The sequence below is a fragment of the Streptosporangium sp. NPDC003464 genome (assembly GCF_053588315.1).
This window is the reverse complement of the sequence record NZ_JBSFPS010000020.1, coordinates 42,475-59,011: the sequence shown is the minus strand read 5'-3', so window position 1 is coordinate 59,011 and position 16,537 is coordinate 42,475. Positions and strand designations below refer to the sequence as shown.

At 72.2% G+C, this 16,537-nt stretch carries 16 protein-coding genes; 13 read left to right on the top strand and 3 right to left on the bottom strand.

Annotated elements, in window-relative coordinates; translation table 11 throughout:
- Nucleotides 1–938: MBL fold metallo-hydrolase (locus ACWDS7_RS07435; RefSeq protein ID WP_451928548.1), on the bottom strand; the 938-nt coding region annotated here is incomplete at its 3' end.
- A gap of 161 nt (nucleotides 939–1,099) precedes the next feature.
- Between ACWDS7_RS07435 and ACWDS7_RS07430 the strand changes: the two genes are divergently transcribed.
- The gene (locus tag ACWDS7_RS07430) at nucleotides 1,100–1,615 is read left to right on the top strand and encodes a single-stranded DNA-binding protein (RefSeq protein ID WP_451928544.1); all 516 of its coding nucleotides are present in this window, start codon (nucleotides 1,100–1,102) and stop codon (nucleotides 1,613–1,615) included.
- Between the two features lie 77 nt (nucleotides 1,616–1,692).
- On the opposite strand, the gene ACWDS7_RS07425 is transcribed toward ACWDS7_RS07430, so the two are convergent.
- Nucleotides 1,693–3,003: a DUF1015 family protein gene (locus ACWDS7_RS07425; protein ID WP_451928543.1), complete on the bottom strand. Its 1,311-nt coding sequence runs from the start codon at nucleotides 3,001–3,003 to the stop codon at nucleotides 1,693–1,695.
- A 101-nt stretch (nucleotides 3,004–3,104) separates the two neighbouring features.
- On the opposite strand from ACWDS7_RS07425, the gene ACWDS7_RS07420 reads away from it, so the two are divergent.
- Together ACWDS7_RS07420 and ACWDS7_RS07415 are read left to right on the top strand one after the other, a co-directional pair.
- Nucleotides 3,105–3,554 (top strand): tetratricopeptide repeat protein, encoded by a 450-nt coding sequence (locus ACWDS7_RS07420; protein WP_451928542.1) that lies wholly within the window; start codon nucleotides 3,105–3,107, stop codon nucleotides 3,552–3,554.
- Nucleotides 3,555–3,579: 25 nt separating this feature from the next.
- Nucleotides 3,580–4,596 (top strand): HAD-IIA family hydrolase, encoded by a 1,017-nt coding sequence (locus ACWDS7_RS07415; protein WP_306868777.1) that lies wholly within the window; start codon nucleotides 3,580–3,582, stop codon nucleotides 4,594–4,596.
- A 99-nt stretch (nucleotides 4,597–4,695) separates the two neighbouring features.
- On the opposite strand, the gene ACWDS7_RS07410 is transcribed toward ACWDS7_RS07415, so the two are convergent.
- Nucleotides 4,696–5,043, bottom strand: a complete 348-nt coding sequence (locus tag ACWDS7_RS07410) for an SCP2 sterol-binding domain-containing protein (protein WP_306868779.1) — start codon at nucleotides 5,041–5,043, stop codon at nucleotides 4,696–4,698.
- A gap of 565 nt (nucleotides 5,044–5,608) precedes the next feature.
- Between ACWDS7_RS07410 and ACWDS7_RS07405 the strand changes: the two genes are divergently transcribed.
- The 10 genes from ACWDS7_RS07405 (at nucleotide 5,609) to ACWDS7_RS07360 (ending at nucleotide 16,449) form a co-directional block, all read left to right on the top strand.
- Nucleotides 5,609–5,782 carry a hypothetical protein gene (locus ACWDS7_RS07405; RefSeq protein ID WP_451928541.1) on the top strand — a complete coding sequence of 58 codons (174 nt, stop codon included), beginning with the start codon at nucleotides 5,609–5,611 and terminating at the stop codon, nucleotides 5,780–5,782.
- Nucleotides 5,779–6,597, top strand: a complete 819-nt coding sequence (locus tag ACWDS7_RS07400; RefSeq protein ID WP_451928540.1) for a TlyA family RNA methyltransferase — start codon at nucleotides 5,779–5,781, stop codon at nucleotides 6,595–6,597. The genes ACWDS7_RS07405 and ACWDS7_RS07400 overlap by 4 nt, the downstream gene beginning before the upstream one ends.
- A 25-nt stretch (nucleotides 6,598–6,622) precedes the next feature.
- Nucleotides 6,623–7,528: an NAD kinase gene (locus ACWDS7_RS07395; protein WP_306868788.1), complete on the top strand. Its 906-nt coding sequence runs from the start codon at nucleotides 6,623–6,625 to the stop codon at nucleotides 7,526–7,528.
- A gap of 90 nt (nucleotides 7,529–7,618) precedes the next feature.
- Complete coding sequence (gene recN / locus ACWDS7_RS07390; protein ID WP_451928539.1) at nucleotides 7,619–9,331, top strand: DNA repair protein RecN; 1,713 nt, start codon at nucleotides 7,619–7,621, stop codon at nucleotides 9,329–9,331.
- A 118-nt stretch (nucleotides 9,332–9,449) separates the two neighbouring features.
- The gene (gene steA / locus ACWDS7_RS07385) at nucleotides 9,450–10,661 is read left to right on the top strand and encodes a putative cytokinetic ring protein SteA (RefSeq protein WP_451928538.1); all 1,212 of its coding nucleotides are present in this window, start codon (nucleotides 9,450–9,452) and stop codon (nucleotides 10,659–10,661) included.
- A complete protein-coding gene (locus tag ACWDS7_RS07380) occupies nucleotides 10,658–11,629 on the top strand; it encodes a copper transporter (protein WP_451928537.1) in 972 nt (323 codons plus the stop codon). The genes steA and ACWDS7_RS07380 overlap by 4 nt, the downstream gene beginning before the upstream one ends.
- A gap of 4 nt (nucleotides 11,630–11,633) precedes the next feature.
- A complete protein-coding gene (locus ACWDS7_RS07375; RefSeq protein ID WP_306868795.1) occupies nucleotides 11,634–12,500 on the top strand; it encodes a hypothetical protein in 867 nt (288 codons plus the stop codon).
- The gene (gene murJ / locus ACWDS7_RS07370) at nucleotides 12,497–14,146 is read left to right on the top strand and encodes a murein biosynthesis integral membrane protein MurJ (protein ID WP_451928536.1); all 1,650 of its coding nucleotides are present in this window, start codon (nucleotides 12,497–12,499) and stop codon (nucleotides 14,144–14,146) included. Before ACWDS7_RS07375 ends, murJ begins: the two co-directional genes overlap by 4 nt.
- Entirely contained in the window at nucleotides 14,139–15,260 is a 1,122-nt protein-coding gene (locus ACWDS7_RS07365) for a glycosyltransferase family 4 protein (protein ID WP_451928535.1), read from the top strand. The genes murJ and ACWDS7_RS07365 overlap by 8 nt, the downstream gene beginning before the upstream one ends.
- Nucleotides 15,261–15,456: 196 nt before the next feature.
- A complete protein-coding gene (locus ACWDS7_RS07360) occupies nucleotides 15,457–16,449 on the top strand; it encodes a TerC family protein (RefSeq protein WP_306868800.1) in 993 nt (330 codons plus the stop codon).
- Nucleotides 16,450–16,537: the final 88 nt, after the last annotated feature.

Genomic DNA, 16,537 nt, shown 5'->3' with positions numbered 1-16,537 from the left:
GTCTGGCCGATCTCGCCCTGGCCTGCTGGGGACATCTGACACTCGGCGACGTCCTGCCCCTGCTCAGGTTCGCCGACCCGGCGCCAGTGGAGGATTCCAGCCACGTTGGACGGGGCGCCGCTGAGGAGTTCGAACTGCTCGGCGGTCGCGTCGTCGGCCTTCAGCGCCGCGTAGCGTTCCCGGGTGCGTTCCATGACCATGGCTACCGCGTGGTCCAGGTCCATTCCCTCCGAATGGGCCTGCCGGGTCAGGTCGACCCAGACGCGCAGCTCCTCCGCCGAGCGCCCCAGGGTCTCCTCCACGTCAGTGACCGGCCCGTAGTGGCTGAACAGCAGCCGCTGCGGGCCGAGGGCCTCGAACAGGCCGATCGAGTCCAGCGCGGCCTGCAGGTCGAAGTCCGGCGGCGGAGTGGCGGGGCGCAGGTCACCTGTCTCCGGAAGGTAGACCCCGGCGGCGTCGCCGACGTAAAGGTCGCCGGTGCCCGAGTCGATCAACCCGACGTGGTGCTTGGCGTGGCCGGGAGAGTAGTGGCTGTTCAGCGTGCGCCCGTTGCCGAGGTCGACGGCTCCCGTGTCGCCCAGCGCGCGGATGCGCGCCGACTCGGTGGGGGACAGCTCGCCGAACAGGGTGTCCAGCTTGTCGCCCCAGACCATCCGGGCGCTGGCCATCAGCCGGGACGGGTCGGCGAGATGTCTCGCCCCCTTCTCGTGGACCACGATCTCCGCCTGCGGGTAGAAACCGGCGATGTCGCCGACTCCGCCCGCATGGTCCAGATGGATGTGCGTGACGACGACTGTGGCGAGGTCGTCCGGGCCGACACCCAGTGAGGTCAGGGCGTCGCGCACCACGGGAGCGGAGGTGGAGGTTCCCGTCTCCACGAGACAGGGGCGGTCTGCGAGGATGAGATACCCCGCCGTGATGCCGGAGTGCCCGGCCATCCTTGTGTCGATCTCATAGACGTCTCCGCCGAGGGCGGTGATGTTGTCCACAGGCCACCTCAGAGTTGGAACCGGCGTCCCCAGAACGGCGTTCGACCGTCCCGGCATAGTCCATATCGTAAAGAGTCGTCTTCGATCGGCAGAGATCGAAGGAGGATTCGATGGATCGCAACGAGGTCACCCTGGTGGGCCGCCTGCCCGAAGTGGTGCGGGTCAGGTCGCTGCAGAGCGGGAGCACGCTCAGCGCCTGGAGGCTGATCGTCCGACGCCATCAGCGGGGCCGCGGGACCCGGGTGGACACCATTCCGTGCGTGTCATTCGAGCCCGAGGTCACCGTGGCCGTGGCCGACTGGCTGCCCGACGACATGGTGGAGGTGGTGGGCTCCCTGCGCCGTCGATGGTGGGGGAGCGAGGGGGCCAAGTCGTCCGGTTACGAGGTCGAGGTCCGCTCGGTGAGACGCCTCGAACGCCGGATCACCACGGTCCTGACCGGTGACGAGGGCATCCCGGCCCCCATTCCGCCCAGGCCGGTGTGCTCGCTCACGCGCGCCGAGACCGTCCCGGTGGAGGAGCCCATAGCAGTCGGGGCCACCTGCCCGGAGCCGTCCCACACCGTCGAGAAAAGCACCCCGGCGGCGTCCGTCCTGCGGCATGTGGAGGTGCCGTCCCTGGGGTGACCGCCCCCTGTGGCCATCTGCCCCCGGGCGCCCGCTCTGTGACGGTCCGGGGCGGAGGGCGGAAACAGTGGAAGAGGTCAGTCGAAGGCGAAGGTGCGCAGCACCAGTCCGGTGCGGGGCTTTGGGCCGAAGGAGGTGGACTTGCGGGGCACCCGCTCCTGCTGGGCCGCTACCGCGAGCACGTCGTCGACCGTCAGCGGGTTCAGCAGCACCGCGGTCCCCCCCGACTCCCGCGCCAGCCGTACCGCCGTCTCCGGGTCGTGGTGCACGATGCGGACCGACTGCTCGTCGTCGTTCATCCCCCAGACCTTCGGCAGCAGGAACTCCGCGAGAACGGAGGTGTTCAGCGCGCGCCAGCGGGCGGAGCGGTGGACGGGCATGGCCTGATCGAGCTGGTCGGGGTCCGGGTCGATGAGGAGATACGCCGGGCCTCCGGCCGACAGCAGGTAGGCCGGGCCGGCGGCCTCCCGCAGCGCGGCCAGTCCTTCGGTGAGGTCGGCGTGCTCGCGCACCTGCCAGGCCCCCTTGGCCTTGGCCACTGCCTCCTCCAGCGGCAGTCCTGGAATGACGCGGTGGATGGCCTTCAGATCCGGCGGATAGGAGGTGGAGTCCACCAGGAGCGCCAGGCCGAAGTCCCGGGGGCCGGGCTCCGCCGGGTGCTGGGGAACGGCCGTGCCGTCCGTGTCCCGCTGCCCGCGCAGAAGGACGTGGTGCTCACGCTGGAGGGCAAGGTAGGTGGCGTAGCGGTGGTGGCCGTCGGCGATGAGGGCCTGCCGGGTGCGGAGATCGGCGTTGAGGGAGGCGAGCTCGTCGGGGTCGGTGATGGCCCACAGCCGGTGCCTGAGACCGTCACGGGTCTCCGCCTCGACCAGCGGCTGCCGGGAGAGGGCGACCTGGTCCACCAGGAGGCTGGCGGCGCCGCCGGCGCCTTCGTAGAGAAGGAAGATGGGCTCCAGGTTGGCCTCGGTCGTGCGCATGAGCGCCAGCCGGTCGGCGACCGGTCCGGGCATGACGTCCTCGTGCGGCAGGATGACATGCTGCTCCGGGCCTGCCAGGCCCACGTCGCCGATGAGACCGCGCTGCACGACCCCCGGGCCGATCTGCTCGTAGACGTATACGGCGGGTGTCTCGTCGGGGACCAGCACACCGGAGGAGAGCCAGGTTTGGAGGGTCTCCCGGGCCTCGGCGTAACGGTGGCGGTCGGCTCCGGGAAGGATCAGCCGCACCACGTTGTTGGGATGGGAGTCGAGCAAGTTTCGCACGTCGGCTTCTCCGACCAGGTCGTAGGGCGGAGAGGTCACCCTGGCCAGATCGTCGACCGTGAACCTCACGCCGTGAAACGGGCGTAGCACCAGCCCGTCCGGCACCGGCAGTTCAGGATTCGCCATAGGGGGCATGCTGCCATAAAGGCCTGAAACGTCCAGGGACCGCTCCGATGGCGCGGTGGTGCCCGGGCCGTCAGGAAATCGGCCAGAGCTGTCGTCTGTCGATGAAGGAGGCCTCACGTATGGTCCAAGGACGTAGCGGTCCGTCTGATTCCCCCAGCCCCGAGACGGGCGCTCCGGCCGGGGACGTCTATGACTGGTTCCAGCGAGGGATGAAACTTCTGGCGGAGGGAAGTCCGGCGGCGGCTGTCGCGCTGCTGGAGCGCGCCGCCGACGCCGAGCCGGAATCACGGAGTATCCGCGAGGCGCTCGCCCGCGCCCAGTTCAACTCCCGGCAGTACTCCGACGCGGTTGACAGTTTCCGCTGGATCGTCGATGCCAATCCGGCCGAGGACTACGCCTATTTCGGGCTCGGCCTCGCCCTGTGGCGCACCGGAGACATGGAAGGGGCCCAGGAGCCGCTGGCCATCGCCGCGGCCATGCGTCCCGACCAGCGGCACTACGTGTCGGCGTTGAAAAGCGTCCGGGCCACGTTACGCGCCCGCCGGACGTGATCCTCATGGGTGATGAAATGGGCAGGTGACTACAGAGACGCTGATAACCCCGTATGACACCCTTCTTCTCGACCTTGACGGCGTGGTGTACCTCGGGCGCGACGCCGTGCCCGGGGCTCCCGAGTCGTTGCGCGAGGCGGCGGAGCGCGGTGTGCGGCTCGCCTACGTCACCAACAACGCCTCGCGCACCCCGGGGGCGATCGCCGAGCACCTGAGCGCGCTCGGCGCCCCGGCGGCCCCCGAGGACGTGGTCACCTCGGCCCAGGCCGCCGCGCGGCTGGTGGCCGAGCGGTTCGGACCGGGCGCGGCGGTGCTGGTGGTCGGTGGGATGGGGCTGCGCAGCGCCCTGCGCGCGCACGGCCTGCGCCCGGTCAGCACCGCCCTGGACGGTCCGGCCGCGGTGGTGCAGGGCATCGCGCCCGGCCTCACCTACGGCCTGCTGTCGGAGGGCGCGCTGGCCGTACGGCAGGGCGCGCTGTTCGTGGCCGCCAACGCCGACTCGACCATGCCGACCGATCGGGGCGAACTGCCGGGGAACGGCGCCATGGTCCGGGTGATCGCCACGGCGACCGGGGTGGAGCCGATCGTCGCGGGCAAGCCCGAGCCGCCGCTGCACCGCGAGTCGATGCTGCGGACCGGCTCGGAGCGGCCGCTGGTGGTCGGCGACCGCCTCGACACCGACATCGAGGGGGCGACCAACGCGGGAGTGGACAGCCTGCTGGTGCTGACCGGGGTGGCGACCCCTCTCGACCTGCTGACCGCCGGTCCCCGGCATCGGCCCACCTACGTCGCCGCCGACCTGTCGGCCCTGCACAGGCCCTACCCGCGGGTGGAGCGCAACGGGAGCGGCTGGGCCTGCGAGGGGTGGACCGCCCGGTGGGAGGCGGACCGGCTCCGCCTCGACGGGCGGGGGGACCCTCTCGACGGGCTCCGGGCGGCCGCCGCCGCCACGTGGGAGGCCGCCGGAGAGGGACAGGCGGACGAGGACGCGGTGAAGGCCGTGCTCGACTCCTCGCTGTCCGGTCACACGCCCGCCGGATAGGCCGCCCGCCCGCCGGATAGGCGGCCCGCCTCCGGGCGGGAGGAACGCCCCGGGCGGAGACCCGGTGCGTCCTGTCCGCACTCTCCGGAGCCGGACCGCTCAGAGGAGCTTGCGGAGACGGAGAAGGTCGCCGAAACTCGCGTCGATCTTGACCCGGCCGCTGAACACCGCCCGCCCCATGTCGAGCTCGCCGTTCACCAGGGACACCAGGTCGTCGCTGCCGATGGTGAGTTTCACCTCGGCGGGCCTGCCGTCGGCGGGGGGCGAGTCGTCGAAGGGACCCAGGCCGCCGTGGTGGATGCGGCCGTGGAAGGTGACGCCGAGATCGCGGATGTGGCAGCTGATGCTGCGCTCGACCACGTGCCTGCTACGGCTCTCCTGGTCAACCTCGTCGAACTGCTCGGCGAGTTTGCGTAGTGCCACCCGGCACTCGTCGACGGTCGCCATCGCGCGGCGCTCCCTTCTGTTCGGGCCGACCCGAATCCCTTGAACCTACGGACGGTAGCGTTCCACATGAATACAGCGTGCGATCCGGCGCGCGGGGGACGCGCCGGAGGGGGAGGCCTCCGCCATGGCGTTCGGAGTCTTTCGAGGGGCGGGAGAATCTCAATGAGGTGACAACGAGCGGAACCCCCTCGATAGTTCGCGTATGCCCGCTTCCGGGGAGAGCGACATGTCCGCTTCCGGGGAGACCGGCCTGTCCCGCATGCCCGGCCAGGTGGTTGGAGGGCCGTGGGCCCGTCACGGCGGGCGGGGCCGTACGGCGGCCGGTCGGCCGGGCTTCATCAGGTCGCGGGGGGCGGATGACAAGGGTGCGCGTAAGGTCGCAGCGGGGGCGGAGACGGGGAAGGGCGCCGGGGGCGCGGAAGGGCATCGAGGGCGTGGCCGGGGGTGCCGGGGCGACGGGCGTCGCGGCTTCCGATACGGTCAAGGCGTCCACGGGCGGGGCGGCCCGCGCGCCGCGCGCCCGTACGACCACCAAGACGGCCAAGAGCACCTCCGGAGGGGGCGCATGACAGACCTGCCGGAAGAGACCGGCGAGAAGCGGGTCGACACGGCGCTGGGCGGGCTCGCCCGGCTCGGCGCGCTGCCCGTCTCGGCGCACGTGAGCGTGTTCGAGGAGGTCTTCACCGGGCTGGAGCAGGCGCTCGCCTCGGTGGACGGCGCCGTGGACCAGCAGCGATGAGCCGGCGGACGCGTCTCGACAGCGAGCTCGTGCGCCGCAAGCTGGCCCGGTCCCGGGAGCAGGCGGCCCAGCTCATCGAGGCGGGCCGGGTCAGTGTCGGCGGCCGGGTGGCGGCCAAGCCCGCGACCCAGGTCGACACCGCCTCCGCGATCGTGGTCACCGAGGCCGCGGAGGGCCCTGACTACGTCTCGCGGGGGGCGCACAAACTCCTCGGCGCCCTGGAGGCGTTCGGCCCGCGGGGGCTGACCGTCGAGGGGCGCCGCTGCCTGGACGCCGGGGCCTCGACGGGCGGCTTCACCGACGTGCTGTTGCGCGCCGGCGCGGGGCACGTGCTCGCCGTCGACGTCGGGTACGGCCAGCTCGCCTGGTCGCTGCGGACCGACGAGCGGGTCACGGTCATGGAGCGGGTCAACGTCAGGGACCTGACGCCGGACATGGTCGGAGAGGCTCCCACCCTGGTCGTCGGCGACCTTTCCTTCATCTCGCTGCGCCTGGTGCTGCCCGCCCTGGCGCGGTGCGCCGCCGACCGGGCCGACTTCGCGATGCTGGTCAAGCCGCAGTTCGAGGTCGGCAAGGAGCGGGTCGGCGCCGGCGGGGTGGTGCGCGACCCCGCACTGCGGGCGCAGGCCGTGCAGGATGTGGCCGAGGCCGCGCAGGCGCTCGGCCTGACCGTGCGGGGCGTCACCGCGAGCCCGCTGCCGGGTCCGTCGGGCAACGTGGAGTACGTCATCTGGCTGGGCAAGGGAGAGGGCGCGCCGCCGGTCGAGGACCTCGGCGCCGAGATCGGACGCGCGGTGGAGCAGGGCCCCCAGTAGTGGTTATCCCCCGAAAGAGTGGAACATGACTACCAAGCGCACCGTGCTGGTCACCGCCCACACCGGACGGGAGGCGGCCGTCGAGGCCGCCCGGACGGTGATCGGCCGGCTGGTGGACGCCGGGCTGACCGTGCGCATCCTCAACGCCGAGGCCGAGGCCATCGCCTGCGCGGGGGCCGACGTGGTGCCCGCCAGCGCCGCGGCGGTCCAGGACGCCGAGATGATGATCGTCCTCGGTGGCGACGGCAGCCTGCTGCGGGCCACCGAGCTCGCCCGTCCGGCGGGCGTGCCGCTGCTGGGCGTCAACCTCGGGCACGTCGGGTTCCTGGCCGAGGCCGAGGTCGAAGACCTGGCGGTCACGGTGGACTGCGTGGTCCAGGGCCGCTACGACGTGGAGGAGCGGATGACCGTCGAGGTCACCGCCCGCCTCAACGGGCAGCTGCTGGCCGACACCTGGGCGCTCAACGAGGCCACCGTGGAGAAGAACGACCGGATGCTGGAGGCGGTCGCCGAGATCGACGGGCGCCCGCTGTCGCGCTGGGGCTGTGACGGGATCATCTGCGCCACGCCGACCGGCTCCACCGCCTACGCCTTCTCGGCCGGCGGGCCGGTGGTCTGGCCGGAGGTGGAGGCGCTGCTGCTGGTGCCGATCAGTGCCCACGCGCTGTTCGCCCGGCCGCTGGTGATCTCCCCTCGCTCCACGGTGGCGCTGGAGGTGCAGCCGGAGACGGCCGGGGCGGTGCTGTGGTGCGACGGCCGCCGCCGGTTCGACCTGCCCGCCGGCGCACGGGTCGAGGTCCGCCGGGGCACGGTCCCGGTACGGCTGGCGCGGCTGCACGGCGTGGAGGACACCGGAGCGCCCTTCACCGACCGGCTGGTCGCCAAATTCGACCTCCCGGTGCAGGGGTGGCGTGGCAGGGTGCGGTCGTAGCGCGTCCGGGCGATCGTCGTCCCGAGCGCGTAGGATCGTGCCCGCGCACCGCACTGATGTTCGGTGAATTCGATGTGACGGGAGGGACCAGTGCGACCCAGGGTCGAGGAGGTCCGCATCCAAGGGCTCGGCGTGATCGACGAGGCCGTCCTGGTGCTGTCGCCGGGGTTCACCGTGCTCACGGGCGAGACCGGTGCGGGAAAGACCATGGTGGTGACCGGTCTGGGGCTGCTGTTCGGCGGCAGGGCCGATCCCGCCCGCGTCCGTCCGGGCTCGGACAAGGCCACCGTCGAGGGCACGCTCATGGTGGACCCGGCGGGCCGGGTGGCCCAGCAGGTGCAGGATGTGGGCGGCGAGATCGAAGACGGAGAGCTGATCATCTCGCGCACCGTCTCCGCCGAGGGCCGCAGCCGCGCCTGGCTGGGCGGCCGCACCGTCCCGGTGGGCACGCTCACCTACCTGGCCGAGGACCTGGTGGCCGTGCACGGCCAGATGGACCAGCAGCGGCTGCTCCAGCCGGGCCGCCAGCGGGCCGCCCTCGACCGCTACGCGGGTGAGGACCTGGTCAAGCCGCTGCGCGCCTACGAGCACGCCTACAAGCGGCACAAGCAGGTCGCCGACCAGCTGGCGGAGCTGACCGCCAGGGCCCGGGAGCGCGCGCAGGAGGCCGACCTGCTCAGGTTCGGGCTCGACGAGGTCGAGCAGGCCGACCCCAGGGCGGGCGAGGACGCCGAGCTCCGCGAGGAGGTGGAGCGGCTCTCCCACGCCGACTCCCTCCGGAGCGCGGCCGAGACGGCGCACCGGGCGCTGCTGGGGGACCCGATGTCCGGCGAGCAGGTCATGCAGGACGCCGTCACGCTGGTCGGCCAGGCCCGCACGGCCGTCGAGGCGGTGCGGGAGTTCGACCCGACGCTGGCCGGGATCGCCGACCGGCTCGCCGAGGCGGGATATCTCATCTCCGACGTCGCCACCGAACTGGCCGCCTACGCCGAGTCGGTCGAGGCCGACCCGGTCCGGCTCTCGGTCGTGCAGGAGCGCCAGGCCGTGCTCGCCCATCTCGTCCGCAAATACGGCGAGGACACCGGGGCGGTGCTCGCCTGGGCCGCCCAGGCGGCGCAGCGCGTCACCGAGCTCGAAGGCGACGACGAGCGGATCACCGACCTCACCCGGGAGCACGAGGAGCTCACCGGGCGCCTCACCGAGCTGGCCGCCGAGCTGACCCGGATCCGGGCCGCCGCCGCCGAGCGGTTCGGGCAGGCCGTCACCGAGGAGCTCACCGCGCTGGCCATGCCGCACGCCCGGGTGGTGGTCGGCATGACGGCCGCCGACGACTTCGGCCCGCACGGCGTCGACGAGGTCGAGCTGCGCATGTCCCCGCATCCGGCCTCGCCGCCCCTGCCGCTGAACAAGGGCGCCTCCGGCGGTGAGCTCAGCCGGGTGATGCTCGCCATCGAGGTCGTGTTCGCCGGTGCCGACCCGGTGCCGACCTTCGTGTTCGACGAGGTCGACGCGGGCGTGGGCGGCAAGGCCGCGGTGGAGATCGGCCGCCGTCTGGCCCGTCTGGCCCGCACCGCCCAGGTGATAGTCGTCACTCATCTGCCCCAGGTGGCGGCCTTCGCCGACCAGCACCTGGTCGTGGAGAAGGCAGGCGACGGCAGCGTGGTCCGCAGCGGCGTGGTGGCGCTCGACAAGGACGGGCGGGCGCGGGAGCTGTCCCGCATGCTGGCGGGGCTGGAGGACTCCGAGCTGGGCCGCGCGCACGCGGAGGAGCTCCTCGCGATCGCCGCGGCGGACAAGGCCTGAGGAGGACTGTTTTCGGATGCTCGGGGGAGCAGGAGCACGTGAGGATCTTCTGTGACGAATCCGACGTGCTGCCGTGGGTTTGGCGTGCCCGGTCATTCGCTCTGGCAGGATGGTCGTGATGAAGGTGCCGATTGACGAGCTTCAGAGCAGGCTCACCGGTTACCTCCGCCGCAGGAAGGTCACGGGCCTTCCCGGGGTGACGGCAGTGGCGAGAATCGATCGGCGGACCAAGGGGCTGACCAAACGCCTCCGGCCCGGGGAAATCGCGATTATCGATCACGTTGACGTCGACCGTGTGAGCGCGGAGGCGCTTGTCGCGTGCGGCGCGGCGAGCGTGGTCAACGTTGCCGCGGGCATCAGCGGCCGCTACCCCAACCTGGGTCCGCAGATCATCGTCGACGCCGGGGTGCCGTTCGTCGACAACGCCAGCCCCGAGCTGTTCGAGCGGATCAAGGACGGCGATCTGGTCCGGGTCCACGAGGGGGCGGTCTACCTCGAGGACGAGGTGGTGGGCAAGGGCGACGTGCAGACGGCCGAGTCGGTCGAGGCCGCGATGGCCGAGGCGCGGGCCGGGCTGACGGTCCAGATCGAGGCGTTCGCCGAGAACACCATGGAATACGTCCGGCGCGAGCGCGACCTCCTCATCGACGGTGTCGGCGTGCCCGACGTCCGGACCGTCATGGAGGGGCGGCACGTCCTCATCGTGGTGCGCGGTTACCACTACAAGGAGGACATCGCGGCGCTGCGCCCCTACATCCGCGAATACCGCCCGATCATGATCGGGGTGGACGGCGGCGCCGACGCGCTCATGGAGGCCGGCTACCTGCCCGACATCATCGTGGGCGACTTCGACTCGGTCTCCACCAAGGCGCTCACCTCCGGCGCCGAGCTGGTCGTGCACGCCTACCGGGACGGCCGGGCGCCGGGCCTGGAGCGGGTCCAGCAGCTCGGCCGCGACGCCGTGATCTTCCCGGCGATCGGCACCAGCGAGGACATCGCGATGCTGCTGGCCGACGACAAGGGAGCCGATCTGATCGTCGCCGTCGGCACGCACGCGACCCTGGTGGAGTTCCTCGACAAGGGGCGCTCGGGCATGGCCAGCACCTTCCTCACCCGGCTCCGGGTGGGCAGCAAGCTCATCGACGCGAAGGGCGTCAGCCGGCTCTACCGCAGCCGGATCTCCACCCCGTCCCTGCTCCTGCTCGTCGCCACCACGCTGATCACCATGGGGGTGGCGATCATCGTCTCCCCGGTCGGCAAGATCTGGCTGGACAGCGTCCGCGACGTCTGGAACGGCTTCATCTTCTGGCTGGTCGGACTCTTCTCGTGATCGATTTCCGCTATCACCTCGTCTCCATCGTCGCCATCTTCCTCGCGCTGTCGGTCGGCATCGTGCTGGGCACCAGCTTCCTGGAGGACCCGGCCATCAAGACGGCCGAGACCTTCGCCAACCAGCTCCGCATCAGGAACGACGAATACCGCACCGAGCTGGAGACCCTGCAGAAGCGTGAGGCGGCCAACGACGCCTTCGTCACCGCCGACACCCCGCGGCTCGTCCAGGACGCCCTCGCGACCGAGCGCGTCGTGATCGTGGAGGCCCCCGGCACCACGACGGCCATGCGTGAGGCGGTGCAGGAGGTGATCGCCAAGTCCGGCGCCACGGTGACCGGCCGCGTCATCCTCGGCGAGGACTACGTCGACGTCAGCCAGTCGGCTCTCATCGACAAGCTGGTCACCGAGGCCAAGCCCGTCGACATGACCCTCCCGGTCGAGGGCACGACCTACGACCGGGCCGCCGCGCTGCTCGCCGGCGCGATCGTGACCAGTGACCCCGCGCAGCTGGGCAAGGTCGATCCGACCGCGACCGGAGTCCTCGAAGCCTTCCAGCGCGCCGGTCTGATCACCGTCACCGACCAGCCCGCCAAGCGTGCCGACCTGGCCGTGCTGGTCGCGCCCGCGGAGCCGTACACCGGGGAGAGCGCCGCCCAGCAGGCGGGCGCGATCGTGTCGATGGCCCTGGGCCTGGACGAGGCCGGCCGGGGCACCGTGCTGATCGGCCCGCCCACCGGCGCCGCGGCCGGCGGGGCCATCGCCGCGCTGCGCGAGGACACCGCCGCCGCGGAGAAGGTCTCCAGCGTCGACAACATCGATATGCCCGCGGGCCGGATCGTGGTGGTCTACGCTCTGCGGGAGCAGTTGTCCGGGGTCGCCGGGCATTACGGCATAGGTGCCGGTGTCTCGGGCACCGAACCCAGTGCGCCCCCCGCCCCCACCCCCACGGCCACCTCCGGAGGATGACCCGATGGCCCGTCGTGCTTTTCTCGGCGCCCTGGCCGGCGCCTTTCTCGGTGCGGCGGCCGCCCGCGCCGCCTACGCCGCCTTCACCCGCAGGCCGCCGGTCGGCGACGCGGAGACCTGGGAGCGGACCAACCACCGGGGCGAGCCGATCACCCTGCTCGAGGGCCCGGCCGTCGTCGCGGGCGCGGGGGTGGCCGCCGCGGTGGTCCCGGGCCTGCCCGCCCGGGTCCGCGCGGCCGTCCTGCTGGCCGTGGCCGGTGCCGGCGGCCTCGGCGCCTACGACGACCTGTACGGCGCGACGTCCTCCAAGGGATTCAAGGGCCATCTGAGCGCCCTGGCCAAGGGCGAGGTCACCAGCGGCGCCGTCAAGCTCCTGGGCATCGGCGTGACGGGCCTGGCCGCCGCCGCCGCGACCTCCCGGGGTCCCGTCGACACCGCGGTCAACGGCGCGCTGGTCGCCGGCGGCGCCAACCTGGCCAACCTCTTCGACCTGCGTCCGGGCCGTGCCGTCAAGGCCGGCCTGCTCGCCGGCGCGCCGCTGCTGGCCGTGGGCCTGCGCCGGGACACCCCGGTCCCGGCCACCCTGGCCGCGCTGCCGATCGGCGCCGCCGTCGCGCTCCTGCCCGAGGACCTCGGGGAGCGGGCGATGCTGGGCGACGCGGGGGCCAACGCCCTGGGGGCGCTGCTCGGCCTGGCCGCCTCGGTCACCCTCGGCCGTCCCGGGCGCCTGGCCGTGCTGGGCACCGTGGTCGCGCTGACCGCCGCCTCGGAGAAGATCAGCTTCACCCGGGTCATCGCGGGCAACCCCCTGCTCAACCGCATCGACATGCTCGGCCGTCGTCCCGTGGAGCAGGCGCCCGGCGACCGATGATCAGAAAGATCGGGCAGGGGGTCGCCGGGGCGGCGCTCCTCATCGGGATCGTGACCGTCGCGGCCCGGCTCGTCGGGTCCGGCCGTTATCTCGTCCAGTCGCAGACCGTGGGCAACCTCTGCCTCAGCACCGCCTACAACACCGCCAACTACGTGCCCAACATCGTCTTCGAGCTGGTGGCCGGGGGCGCGCTGGCCGGGATGGTGGTGCCGGTGCTGGCCTCGGCGGCCTCCCGGGCCGGCGAGGACCCCGAGGCCAGGGCGGAGGTCAGCCGGACCACCTCGGCCCTGCTCACCTGGGTGATGCTCGCCCTGGTGCCGCTGACCCTGCTCATCACCGCGTTCGCCGGGCCCGTCGTCACGCTGCTGGTCGGGAAGGTCAAGGACTGCGACGTCTCCCTGGTGATCGAGGTCGGCACGGACATGCTCGTCGTGTTCGCCCCCCGGATGATCTTCTTCGGGCTCGCGGTGGTCCTGTACGGCGTGCTCCAGGCCCACCGGCGCTTCATGGGGCCTGCTCTGGCGCCGCTGGTCTCCAGCCTGCTCATCGTCGCCTCCTACCTGGTGTTCGAGGCGGTCGCGGACGGGGCCGCGGACGAGCTGTCGGATCTCACGACGGCCGGGATGCTGACGCTCTCCCTCGGCGCGACGATCGCCGCCGCGGCGATGGTGCTCACCGTGGCCGGCCCGGTGGCCCGGCTCGGGCTGAGGTTGCGGCCGTCGCTGTCCTTCCCCCCCGGGGTCGCGGCCCGCGCGCGGCGGCTGGCCACCGCGGGCATCGCCGTGCTCATCGCCCAGCAGATCGCCCTGACCGTCGTGGTCCGCCTGGCCAACGATCTGGGCGGGGCGGGGGCGACGGGCATCTACACCTACTCCTGGGCGCTGTACCAGCTCCCCTTCGCGGTGCTCGTGGTGCCGATCGCGACCAGCTCGTTCCCGGTGCTGTCCGCCCGGGCGGCGGAGGGGGACCGGGCCGGTTTCGACAGCCTGGCCTCCTCCACCACGCGGGCGATCCTGCTGGTGACGGGGCTGGCGGCGGGGGTGATGGCGGCGGTGGCCATGCCGGTGTCCCGGATCTTCGTCGAGGGCACCGTCGGCGGCGACCCGCCGGAGATGGCCGGGGCCGTCCTGCTGTCCGCGCCTGGCCTGGTGGGATACGGGCTGATGCTCCATCTCGCGCGGGTGCTGTACGCCTGCGGCCGGGGCCGGTCGGCGGCGGTCGCCTCCGTGACCGGGTGGGCGGTGGCGTTGCTGGCCCAGATCCTGCTGGCCCGCGCCGCCGGTGACCCGTCCGAGGTGGTGGGGCGGCTGGGGCTGGGCAGCACCGTCGGCATGACCGTGGGCGGGGTGCTGCTGGCGCTGGCAGTGTTCCGGGCCAGGGGCGCAGGCGGGCTGGCCGGCACGTGGCGGGCCGTGCTCGCCGCCGTGCTCGGCGGGGCCGCCGCCTACGGGGCCGGGCTGGCCGTCGTCACGGCGGCCGCCGGCGTGTCGAGGTGGATGTGCGTGGCGGTCGGGGCGGGGGCGGCGGTGGCCGGCGCGGCGGCGTTCGCGGCCGTGGCCGCGGTGGTCGACGGACCGGACGCCCGGATGCTGCTGGGCCGGTTCAGGCGGATGCCCATTCCAGGAAGGACCGGTGGCGATGACTGACTCGGGCGCACGGCTGGCGCTGGTGCTGGGGACCAGCGCGGGCGGGGTCGGACGGCATGTGGCGATGCTGGCCGAGGGGCTGGTCCGCAGGGGGCACCAGGTGGTCGTGGCCGGGCCGCCGGAGACCGAGGAGACCTTCGGGTTCGGCCGGTCCGGGGCGCGGTTCGTGCCGGTGCCGATCTCGGACCGGCCCCGCCCGCTCCATGATCTGCGGGCGGCGCGGGCGCTGCGGGCACTGCGCGGGGCGGACGCCGTGCACGCCCACGGGCTGCGGGCCGGGGCCCTGGCCGCGCTGGCGCTGGCCGGGACCCGGACCGGCCTGGTGGTGACCCTGCACAACGCCGCCACCGCGGGCGGCGCGGTCGGCGCGGTCTACGGGGTCCTGGAGCGGATCGTCGCCCGGCGCGCCGACCGGATCCTGGTGGTCTCTCCCGACCTGGGGGAGCGGATGGCCGGGCTGGGCGCCCGGCATGTCGAGGCCGCCGTCGTCCCGGCGCCCGCGCTGCCCCCCTCCGGGCGCGGGCCGCAGGAGGTCCGGGCCGAGCTCGGCACGGGGGAGCGGCCCGTCTTCCTGACGGTCGCCAGGCTCGCCCAGCAGAAGGGCCTGGAGACCCTGCTCGACGTCGCGGCGGCCTTCGGCTCCGGCCGGGCGTCCGCGCCGCGGGCGGTGTTCCTGGTCGCGGGGGAGGGGCCGCTCCGCCAGGAGCTCCAGAAGCGCGTCGACCGGGAGAACCTGCCGGTGCGCCTGCTGGGCGACCGGGGCGACGTCGGGGATCTGCTCGGGATCGCGCGGGCCCTGCTGGTGCCCAGCCGGTGGGAGGGACAGCCGCTGACCGTGCAGGAGGCGCTGCGGGCCGGGACGCCGGTGATCGCCACCGCGGTGGGCGGCATCCCGCCGATGGTGAGCGAGGCCGGGCTGCTGGTGCCGTACGGAGACGTCGCCGCGATGCGCGCGGCGGTGGAGAGAGTGCTCGCCGACGACGATCTCGCCGCCGCCCTGGCCGCGGCGGCCGCGCAGAGGGGCGGCGACCTACCTGGACGGGAGCAGGCGCTGGAGGCCGTGCTGGCGGTCTACGGGGGCCTGCCGCGTCGGGGAACAGCGGGCGGGGCCTGATTGTTCGGTTAGGTGCTGCCAAGCCGCACACCTATACTGGCTTGGTTAGGGGGGGAGTATCCCTTCGTGACAGTCTCGTCATCACGGTGCTGCCTCGCTCCACGAGGCCCCCGGGGCTGTCGGTCCGCGCCAGACTTCCGCGGGCGGGAGAGACCTCCGGCAGTCAGTCGTGCACGCCGCCGGAGGGTTATCTATCGTGACTGTTCCTTTCTGGGCATGGATCGCCGTCATCGGCGGTCTGCTGGTCGTCCTCGCCGTTGATCTCTGGATCGTCGACCGGGGCGAGCCCCGAGAGTTCTCCATGAAGCAGGCGGGTTTCTGGGTCGGCTTCTACGTCACGCTCGCCGTCCTGTTCGGCATCACACTGTGGATCTTCGCCGGGCCGACCTCGGCGGGCCAGTTCTTCGCGGGCTACATCACCGAATACAGCCTGAGCGTCGACAACCTCTTCGTCTTCTACATCATCATGACCCGCTTCGCGGTGCCCAAGATCCACCAGCACAAGGTGCTGCTGGTCGGCATCCTGCTGGCCCTGGTCATGCGTGGCGTCTTCATCGCCGTCGGCGCCGCCGCGCTGGCGAGCTTCAGCTGGCTGTTCTACGTCTTCGGCCTGTTCCTGATCTACACCGCGGTGCAGCTCGTCCGTCAGCACGGTCAGGACGAGGACGACTTCAACGAGAACGCGGTCCTGCGCTGGGCGCGGCGGGTGCTGCCGCACACCGACGACTACGTGGGCTCCAAGGTCGTCGTCAAGGTCGACGGCAAGCGCATGGTCACCCCGCTGCTGATCGTGATGGTCGCCATCGGCACCACCGACCTGCTGTTCGCCCTCGACTCGATTCCCGCGATCTTCGGCCTCACCACCGACGCCTTCATCGTCTTCAGCGCCAACGCGTTCGCCCTGATGGGGCTGCGTCAGCTCTACTTCCTGCTGGGCGGTCTGCTGCAGCGTCTGGTCTACCTGAGCTACGGTCTGGCGTTCATCCTTGGTTTTATCGGGGTTAAGCTGATTCTCGAGGCGCTGCACTCCAGTGGCGTGTCCTGGGCACCCGAGGTGCCGATCTGGCTGTCGTTGTCGGTCATCGGCGTCACCATGGTGATCACCACTGTGGCCAGCCTGATCAAGGCCCGTCGCGACGGACGCGAAAGCAAGGAAATCACCACCTCCGCGAGTGGCAAGCAGGGCTAGCGGATCGGGGCGTGAGGAGCTTTGCTTGTCTAGTTGCGCCGTATAAGGGCTGAGAGATGGGTAGCATCCTGCCCCAGGGCGGGTAGAC

Excerpts from the sequence above, each read along its gene's own strand:
- ACWDS7_RS07365 (WP_451928535.1), top strand. The coding sequence starts at position 14,139 with ATGACTGACTCGGGCGCACGGCTGGCGCTGGTGCTGGGGACCAGCGCG.
- ACWDS7_RS07420 (WP_451928542.1), top strand. The coding sequence starts at position 3,105 with ATGAAGGAGGCCTCACGTATGGTCCAAGGACGTAGCGGTCCGTCTGAT.
- ACWDS7_RS07410 (WP_306868779.1), bottom strand. The coding sequence starts at position 5,043 with ATGGCGACCGTCGACGAGTGCCGGGTGGCACTACGCAAACTCGCCGAG.
- ACWDS7_RS07405 (WP_451928541.1), top strand. The coding sequence starts at position 5,609 with ATGACAGACCTGCCGGAAGAGACCGGCGAGAAGCGGGTCGACACGGCG.
- ACWDS7_RS07395 (WP_306868788.1), top strand. The coding sequence starts at position 6,623 with ATGACTACCAAGCGCACCGTGCTGGTCACCGCCCACACCGGACGGGAG.
- ACWDS7_RS07400 (WP_451928540.1), top strand. The coding sequence starts at position 5,779 with ATGAGCCGGCGGACGCGTCTCGACAGCGAGCTCGTGCGCCGCAAGCTG.
- ACWDS7_RS07375 (WP_306868795.1), top strand. The coding sequence starts at position 11,634 with ATGGCCCGTCGTGCTTTTCTCGGCGCCCTGGCCGGCGCCTTTCTCGGT.
- ACWDS7_RS07425 (WP_451928543.1), bottom strand. The coding sequence starts at position 3,003 with ATGGCGAATCCTGAACTGCCGGTGCCGGACGGGCTGGTGCTACGCCCG.
- murJ (WP_451928536.1), top strand. The coding sequence starts at position 12,497 with ATGATCAGAAAGATCGGGCAGGGGGTCGCCGGGGCGGCGCTCCTCATC.
- ACWDS7_RS07430 (WP_451928544.1), top strand. The coding sequence starts at position 1,100 with ATGGATCGCAACGAGGTCACCCTGGTGGGCCGCCTGCCCGAAGTGGTG.
- steA (WP_451928538.1), top strand. The coding sequence starts at position 9,450 with ATGAAGGTGCCGATTGACGAGCTTCAGAGCAGGCTCACCGGTTACCTC.